Raw genomic sequence first — 6,953 nt, forward strand, 5'->3', positions numbered from 1 at the left:
TGTACTTCATCAAAGCGCATTCCTCCCGGCACTGACCCTACGGGTACAGTGCGGGGCTCCTGCGATTTCTAGCTGAGCTGACCAAGCGGCAGAAGGGAAATCTCACTTATTGTTAGCAGGCTGGCTGGGGAATCCTACTGGCGCTACCGTGGTTTTGGGTTGTGTTCACAGCGGGTCAGCAGCGGGCCGGCACAGCTTACTCTACCCAAAAAGGTGCACGTGGGATCTTCACCAAGTGCTGGGGTAAGCTACCCTGTCTGTTGAACTTATTCCGGCAGTCTGTCTGGGTGAAAGATGCTGAGATATCGGCACTAGCGGCCCAAAAGGTTCGGTTCCCAGATTGCCTCTGGGTCTACTTCAAGCTGTTCTGCCTCAATCCCTATGGTTTCCTCTGACCTCAAGCGCTGGCTGGATAACTTCCTGATTGCCGTTGTCTTTCTGGTGTTCGCCGGGTTTGTCTGGTTTGTCTTTTCCGTAACCGGGGCTTTTCTTGGGATCCCACTGGGCTACAAACTTTGGATGCGGCTCTGGCTGCCTTTGTTTCAGCCGGCTTTGGGGATCCTGATGGCCGGGGCGGTGGTGAGCGGAGTGTGGGGCTGGCTGGAAAAACGCCGCTCCCAACAATCATGATCATCAATAGAACTGAAGATCCCGTGGCGCAGGGGAGCCACAGACTGGCTCTATACTGGAAACGTATCTAAATGTTGAGCACCTGAGGCGGTCTGGCGTCGTGTTTGTTCTGTCCGGCTACGAGTATTTGCTGGTTTTCCTGATCCTCTGCTCTCTGCTGCCGGTTTTGGCTCTGGGGGCTTCTGCACTCTTGGCGCCAAAGCGGCGGGGATCCCTGCGGCGCAGCACTTACGAGTCGGGCATGGAGCCGTTTGGGCAAGCCTGGATCCAGTTCAACATTCGCTACTACATGTTCGCACTGGTCTTCGTCATTTTCGATGTAGAGACGGTGTTCCTCTATCCCTGGGCAGTGGCGTTTCACCGCTTGGGGCTGTTGGCCTTTGTGGAGGCCCTGATTTTCATCGCCATCCTTGTGGTGGGTCTTGTGTACGCCTGGAGAAAAGGAGCATTGGAATGGTCATGACGTCTGAGAAATCGCAAGTCTTGTTTCCGGGGGCTGCCCCCCAGGTGACTACCGACCTCTCCAACAACGTCGTTCTGACGACGGTGAACGACCTGTACAACTGGGCTAAGATGTCCAGCCTCTGGCCGCTGCTCTACGGCACCGCCTGCTGCTTCATCGAGTTTGCTGCCATGCTGGGATCCCGCTTCGACTTCGACCGCTTTGGCCTGTTGCCTCGTTCTTCGCCGCGCACGGCTGATTTGATCATCACGGCAGGTACGGTCACCATGAAAATGGCTCCGGCGTTGGTCAAGCTCTACCAGCAAATGGCTGAGCCGAAGTACGTGATCGCCATGGGGGCTTGCACCATCAGCGGTGGCATGTTCAGCTCCGATTCCTACACGGCAGTGCGGGGGGTGGACAAGCTGATCCCGGTGGATGTGTACATTCCCGGCTGCCCTCCTCGTCCAGAAGCGATCATGGATGCCATTGTCAAGCTGCGCAAGAAGATCGCCGCCGAGGACATGCGGGAACGAGGCCGTCTGCAGCAAACCCACCGCTACTACACGGTTAAGCACAACCTCAAGCCTGTGCCGGAGATCATCACCGGCAAGTATCTGGAGAGCGAGACCCGCCAAGCTCCCCCGCCAGAGCTGGCTGCGGCCATCGGCCTGCCGGTGCCCCCGGCTTTGCAAACTGCCGACTTTAAGCGGGCGGAACAGCAGCTCAAAGCCTTGCAGGGAGGAGTGTGAGATGGCAGAGGAAAATGCCCAGGAAAAACAAGCGCCGCCATCCGCAGGCGAGCAGTCGGAACCCTTGGTGACGTTGGAGCGGGGCCCGGTTTCCCAGTTTTTGGCCGACAACGGCTTCGAGCACCAGTATTTGGGGAGAGACGCAGCAGGGGTAGAGCTGTTGGAGGTGGAGCGGGACTTTCTCCTACCCTTGTGTACCGCCCTCTATGCCTACGGCTTTAACTACCTGGAGTGTCAGTGCGGATATGACCTGGGGGCAGGGCAGCCACTGGTCAGCCTTTACCACCTGATCAAGCTGTCAGACGGGGCGGATCGCCCTCAGGAGGTGCGGCTCCAGGTAAAGTTGCCTCGCCAGGATCCACGCCTACCTTCCGTATACTGGATTTGGAAGTCGGCGGATTGGCAGGAACGGGAAACCTACGACATGTACGGCATTGTTTTCGAGGGACACCCGAACCTGAAGCGGATTTTAATGCCGGAAGACTGGATAGGTTGGCCCCTGCGCAAGGACTACATCACGCCTGACTTCTATGAGCTGCAGGATGCCTACTGATTGGGGATCCCTGACCTGGTGAGCAGCGTTGAACAGGATGGGTTGAGATGTGGCCTTTTTTGCTCTTGGCAATCTATGCAGGTGGAGTTTGGTACTCGGCCCGCAAGGCGGATCGCATCTATTCGGGATCTGGGAAGTGGCTGGTATCGGCCCTCTGGCCTGTGTTGTTGGTCTCGAACCGTCAGTTTCGCCAAAATTGGCGTCGTCCCCTGAACAAGTAAGTTGAGTGAGTCTGGATCCCTGGAATCCTCACCTGTGATCGCTCCTGAGCAACACCTACGCGACCCGAGTCTTTCTCTATCGACACCTCAGGCCACGCAGAAGTTGCGGGAGTTGATTGTCAGCCGCATTCGCGCTCAGGGACCGGTGACCTTTGCCCAGTTTATGGAGTGGGCTCTCTACGAGCCAGGGTTGGGCTATTACGAGCAGGGATCCCCGATTGGCCCCGACTACCTCACCTCTCCCCACCTGGCGGCGGACTTTGCCCAACTGTTGGCAGAGCAGATCCTTCAGTTCTGGCACATTTTGGGATCCCCCCCTGACTTCAAGGTGATCGAGATGGGGGCGGGCAGCGGTCGCCTGGCCCAGGATTGGCTGACCTACGTGCGCTCCGCTAACCCCCCTTTTTGGCAGGCACTGGAATATGGGATCCTGGAGCGTTCTGCCCACCTGCGGCGGCTCCAACAGGAGCGATTGGCCCCTTTTGGGGAGAAGGTGCGCTGGTTGGATTGGGACGGGATCCCGGATAACTCAGTTACAGGCTGCTTTTTCTCCAATGAGCTGGTGGATGCTTTTCCGGTGCATCGGGTGCAGGTGCAGGATGGGGCTTTGCGAGAAATCTATGTCGATTGCGGCGAGGCTGCAGAAGCCAACTTCCGGGAAGTGCTGGGGGATCTGTCCACTCCTGAGCTAAGAGAGTACTTCGCCCGTCTGGGGATCCCTGTAGAAACTTATCCGTCCGGTTACCAAACCGAGGTGAACCTGAAAGCCTTGGAGTGGCTGCAGCTGCTGGCCCGTAAGCTGCGGCGAGGCTACGTGCTCACCATCGATTACGGCCACACCGCCCAGAGCTACTACAGCCCCCACCGCGCCCAAGGTACGCTCTTGGCCTACCGACAGCACGGCAGCTACACGGATCCCTATGTTCGGGTGGGATCCCAGGATCTCACCGCTCATGTGGACTTTACCACCCTAGAGCAAGTGGGAGAATCTCTGGGGCTAAGATGCCTGGGGTTCACCCGGCAGAGCAGCTTTTTGGTGAACCTGGGATTGACCGAGCGGCTGGCTGCCCTCAGCCAAATGGGGAACCCGGTTGATGGCGAAGCTGTGGATGTGGGCCAAGTTTTGCGGCGGCGATCCGCTCTTCATGCGCTGCTGGATCCCATGGGGTTGGGGGGCTTTGGGGTATTGGTGCAGGCTAAGGGCCTGACCCCCTCAGAATATGCTCATCCTCTGCGGGGCTTTGGCGAGCCAGAGCTGTGAACCGTTTCGGTGCTATTGGGATGGGATGTCTGCCCCTACCGGCTACCGTTGCCTTCCATCGATGCCAGTTCTGCCATTGCTCTGGCGCCATCTTCCAGGTTGTCGATTCGCTCCTCGAGGGTTGCAAAGACTTCGTCATATTTGTCGGCCCATGCGACGCCGGCGGCAGTTTTGGTCGTGCGGGCCAAGTTGAGAGATACGTCTGGAGATCCTTTTTTGGGAACGGATGGCCGTTCCGCGAAGTTGCCAGCAGCTGTTGAGGGATCAGCCTGGGTTAGGCGGGCAATATCTTGCTTGAGGAGATTCTGTTTTGATTGGAGTTGTTCCACCTTGGCTATGCCCTCTTTGAGGGACTGAATGGGCCTTTTTTTCTTGGCTTGTAAATCTCCAATCGAGGCTTTCAGACTTTGCTCTTCTGCGCGTAACTGAGGAAGTCGTTCTTCTTGAGATTGGATCTGGATCTCTGTTTCAAAATGAAGCTGAGGAGTTTGAGCTTGCGAACGAGCCTCATCATAAGGTTGGGCAGCAGCCACCCCCTTCTGCTGGACTTTTGCCCAATCTTCAAGGGCAGCACGCAGGTTGGCCAGTTCGCTTTGCAGTTGCTGTAGGTCTGAAGGAGTGATTTCGTTTTGCTTCTGTCGATTTTCGAGGTGCTGCAGAAGCTGGATTTTGGCTTTGGCCTCGCTTCCAGATAGAGCAGAAGCCACATAGCCCGTCATCCCCGTGGCCAAACCTGCTGCTCCTGCCTGCCACAGGGATCCTCCCGCCCCAAGGCCGCCAATAGCCACCGTAACTCCGGCCAACGCGGGAAAGGCAGTTATCCAAAGCTGGCGGCAGGAGAAAGGCAACATCATCGACCCCAGGGTGGAAGAGGAGATTGTCTTGAAGATTGTTTTGACCATAGGTAATGTTTGGGTAGGTTTTCTCTCACTCACAACTCCTCTTTTTTTAAGGAGAAAGGGGAGCTAGAACCAACACAAAGAACAAAGAACGCCTTAGAGACAATTTTACTGCACTATTTCACTGCACTTCATCACTGCACTTCAAGATGACTCTGGTGTACTGCTGAGGTTACAGTTCTTTACGCCATCCCTCCAGTATGGCCACAACTACAAGTCAATCGCCACTCTAAACCTGCAAGAGCCACTTCAGCTAGAAATTGCAGGAGCCCCGCACTGTACCCGTAGGGTCGGTGTCGGGAGGAATGCTATAATAATACTGCGGACACCAGAAACGGTTGTTTAAGGCACTGGTAACGGTCGATTGGGGGTGCTGTAAACCACCCCAGAGGCTCGTGGTTGGCTTGCTAACTGCAGGGCTACTAAAAGCCCGCTCCGTACCGCCTAGCGGTTGATGTCGGGTAGTTTACGCTCATCCTGACCGGCTTTCTTGGCAGCGACGCCCAAGGACATCTGCTTTGACATGCTCGATAGGACTCCGTCCCGCTGACGCGAAAGGACCCCGTCCCGCTGCCGCAGTGGATCCCAGGGCTTGGAGCCTTGAGGAGAAAGTGGGGCAACTGTTTCTGGTTTATTTTGAGGGAGCTGAGTTTTCCTCCGCTCTCGAGGAGATGATCCGGGACTACCACGTGGGCGGGCTGATCTTCTATTCGATTGCCGGCAACATTCAAACGTTGCCTCAGGTGGCCCAGCTCATTGCCGCGGCTCAGGCACAAGCCCTTGTCCCCCTGTGGATAGCCATTGATCAAGAGGGGGGGCCGGTGGTGCGCCTTACCGAGGGGGTGACGGTGTTCCCCAGCGCCATGGCAGTGGCAGCAGCGGGATCCCTGGCAAAGGCAGAAGCTATGGCCCGTGCGGTGGGAACGGAGCTGAAAAGTTTGGGGTTTAACCTCAACTTCGCCCCTGTTGTGGACGTGAACAGCAACCCCCACAACCCCATCATCGGCATCCGAGCCTTTGGGTCAGACCCGAAACAGGTGACAGATTACGGCCTCGCCCTGTGGCGCGGCTATCGGCAAGCCGGGATCCTCTGTACGCCCAAACATTTTCCCGGCCATGGGGACACCGATATGGATTCCCACCTGGGGTTGCCGCGGGTGGATCGCCCCCTGGAGGCGCTACAAACCACGGAATTGCGCCCGTTTCAGGCTTTGATCCGGGCAGGGGCAGAGGCGATGATGACGGCGCATGTGGTGATGCCGGCTCTGGGATCCGTGCGACCGGCAACGCTGGCCCCTGAGGTGGTGTCGGGCTGGCTGCGGCAGAGGCTGGGTTTCCAGGGTCTCGTCCTGACAGATTCCCTGACCATGGGGGCCATTGCCCGCACCTACGGCATTCCCGAAGCGGCAGAACTGGCCTTTAGGGCAGGGGCCGATGTGCTGCTGTTTGGGGCAGATCCCGGCTTTACCCCGGCCATCCAAAAAGAAGCTTATGCCCATCTGCTGCGGGAGTTTCGCGCCGGGCGCTTGTCGGTTGAACAGTTGGATCAGTCGGTGGAGCGGATTTTGGCCTTGAAGCGGCGCTACAGGCTGGGATCCCCCTGCCCCCCTTTCCCCCCTTCCACCCTGGAAAGCCACCAGGCGCTGGCCCGCCAAATCGCCCAAGACAGCATCACCCTGGTACGGGGATCCCTGCCTCCCTTGGCCCCTGACCCGCTGCTTATCACCCCTGTACCTTTGTTGGGGGAGCTGCTGCAAAAAGCCTGTCCCGCTGCCCAAGTGTTCTCCATCCCTCTGGATCCCACCCCCGAACAGCAGCGGATTGCCCAAGAAGGGGCTCAAAGGGCTGCGCAGGTGCTGGTGGGATCCCTGGAGACGTGGCGGCATCCGGCGCAGAGGTTGCTGCTGGGATCCCTTCCGCCGGAAAAGGTGATTGGGTTGGCCTTGGGATCCCCCTACGACGCCTTTGCCCTGCCCCAGATCCCGGTCTATTTGGCCTGCTACGGCACTACCCCCGTCTCTCTACAGGCGTTGCTGCAGGTGTTGTTGGGACAGATCCCGGCCCAGGGTCGCTTGCCGGTTGGATCCCACTTGGAGGGATCCTGGTCGCGTTAGCGGAGCTGATACATTTACGCTGAACACTGCTGAACATCACTGTTCAACTATGCAGCGATAGCATTCTGTTTGTTTCCAACC

8 protein-coding genes are annotated in these 6,953 nt (G+C 57.7%); 7 read left to right on the plus strand and 1 reads right to left on the minus strand.

Annotation, left to right across the window (positions count from 1 at the left end; genetic code table 11):
- Positions 1–381: 381 nt before the first annotated feature.
- The 6 genes from NW842_RS13715 (at position 382) to NW842_RS13740 (ending at position 3,859) form a co-directional block, all read left to right on the plus strand.
- On the plus strand, positions 382–630 hold the full coding sequence (locus NW842_RS13715) for a hypothetical protein (RefSeq protein ID WP_011433899.1): 249 nt from the start codon (positions 382–384) through the stop codon (positions 628–630).
- Positions 631–730: 100 nt separating this feature from the next.
- The gene (ndhC, locus tag NW842_RS13720; protein ID WP_414331498.1) at positions 731–1,093 is read left to right on the plus strand and encodes a photosynthetic/respiratory NAD(P)H-quinone oxidoreductase subunit C; all 363 of its coding nucleotides are present in this window, start codon (positions 731–733) and stop codon (positions 1,091–1,093) included.
- Complete coding sequence (locus NW842_RS13725) at positions 1,084–1,824, plus strand: NADH dehydrogenase subunit K (RefSeq protein ID WP_414331499.1); 741 nt, start codon at positions 1,084–1,086, stop codon at positions 1,822–1,824. The genes ndhC and NW842_RS13725 overlap by 10 nt, the downstream gene beginning before the upstream one ends.
- Before the next feature lies 1 nt (position 1,825).
- The gene (locus tag NW842_RS13730; protein ID WP_011433902.1) at positions 1,826–2,377 is read left to right on the plus strand and encodes an NAD(P)H-quinone oxidoreductase subunit J; all 552 of its coding nucleotides are present in this window, start codon (positions 1,826–1,828) and stop codon (positions 2,375–2,377) included.
- Between the two features lie 47 nt (positions 2,378–2,424).
- Positions 2,425–2,598 carry a hypothetical protein gene (locus NW842_RS13735; protein WP_414418256.1) on the plus strand — a complete coding sequence of 58 codons (174 nt, stop codon included), beginning with the start codon at positions 2,425–2,427 and terminating at the stop codon, positions 2,596–2,598.
- A gap of 1 nt (position 2,599) precedes the next feature.
- Positions 2,600–3,859: a class I SAM-dependent methyltransferase gene (locus NW842_RS13740; protein ID WP_414418257.1), complete on the plus strand. Its 1,260-nt coding sequence runs from the start codon at positions 2,600–2,602 to the stop codon at positions 3,857–3,859.
- A gap of 35 nt (positions 3,860–3,894) precedes the next feature.
- On the opposite strand, the gene NW842_RS13745 is transcribed toward NW842_RS13740, so the two are convergent.
- Positions 3,895–4,578, minus strand: a complete 684-nt coding sequence (locus NW842_RS13745; RefSeq protein WP_414418258.1) for a hypothetical protein — start codon at positions 4,576–4,578, stop codon at positions 3,895–3,897.
- Between the two features lie 791 nt (positions 4,579–5,369).
- On the opposite strand from NW842_RS13745, the gene NW842_RS13750 reads away from it, so the two are divergent.
- Entirely contained in the window at positions 5,370–6,872 is a 1,503-nt protein-coding gene (locus NW842_RS13750) for a glycoside hydrolase family 3 protein (protein WP_414418259.1), read from the plus strand.
- Positions 6,873–6,953 lie beyond the last annotated feature (81 nt).

The organism is Synechococcus sp. R55.4 (assembly GCF_047461935.1).
GTDB lineage: Bacteria > Cyanobacteriota > Cyanobacteriia > Thermostichales > Thermostichaceae > Thermostichus.

What these genes read in the sequence shown, in the direction of transcription:
- NW842_RS13715 (WP_011433899.1), top strand. Translation starts at nt 382, where the DNA reads ATGGTTTCCTCTGACCTCAAGCGCTGGCTGGATAACTTCCTGATTGCC.
- NW842_RS13725 (WP_414331499.1), top strand. Translation starts at nt 1,084, where the DNA reads ATGGTCATGACGTCTGAGAAATCGCAAGTCTTGTTTCCGGGGGCTGCC.
- NW842_RS13730 (WP_011433902.1), top strand. Translation starts at nt 1,826, where the DNA reads ATGGCAGAGGAAAATGCCCAGGAAAAACAAGCGCCGCCATCCGCAGGC.
- NW842_RS13735 (WP_414418256.1), top strand. Translation starts at nt 2,425, where the DNA reads ATGTGGCCTTTTTTGCTCTTGGCAATCTATGCAGGTGGAGTTTGGTAC.
- NW842_RS13745 (WP_414418258.1), bottom strand. Translation starts at nt 4,578, where the DNA reads ATGACGGGCTATGTGGCTTCTGCTCTATCTGGAAGCGAGGCCAAAGCC.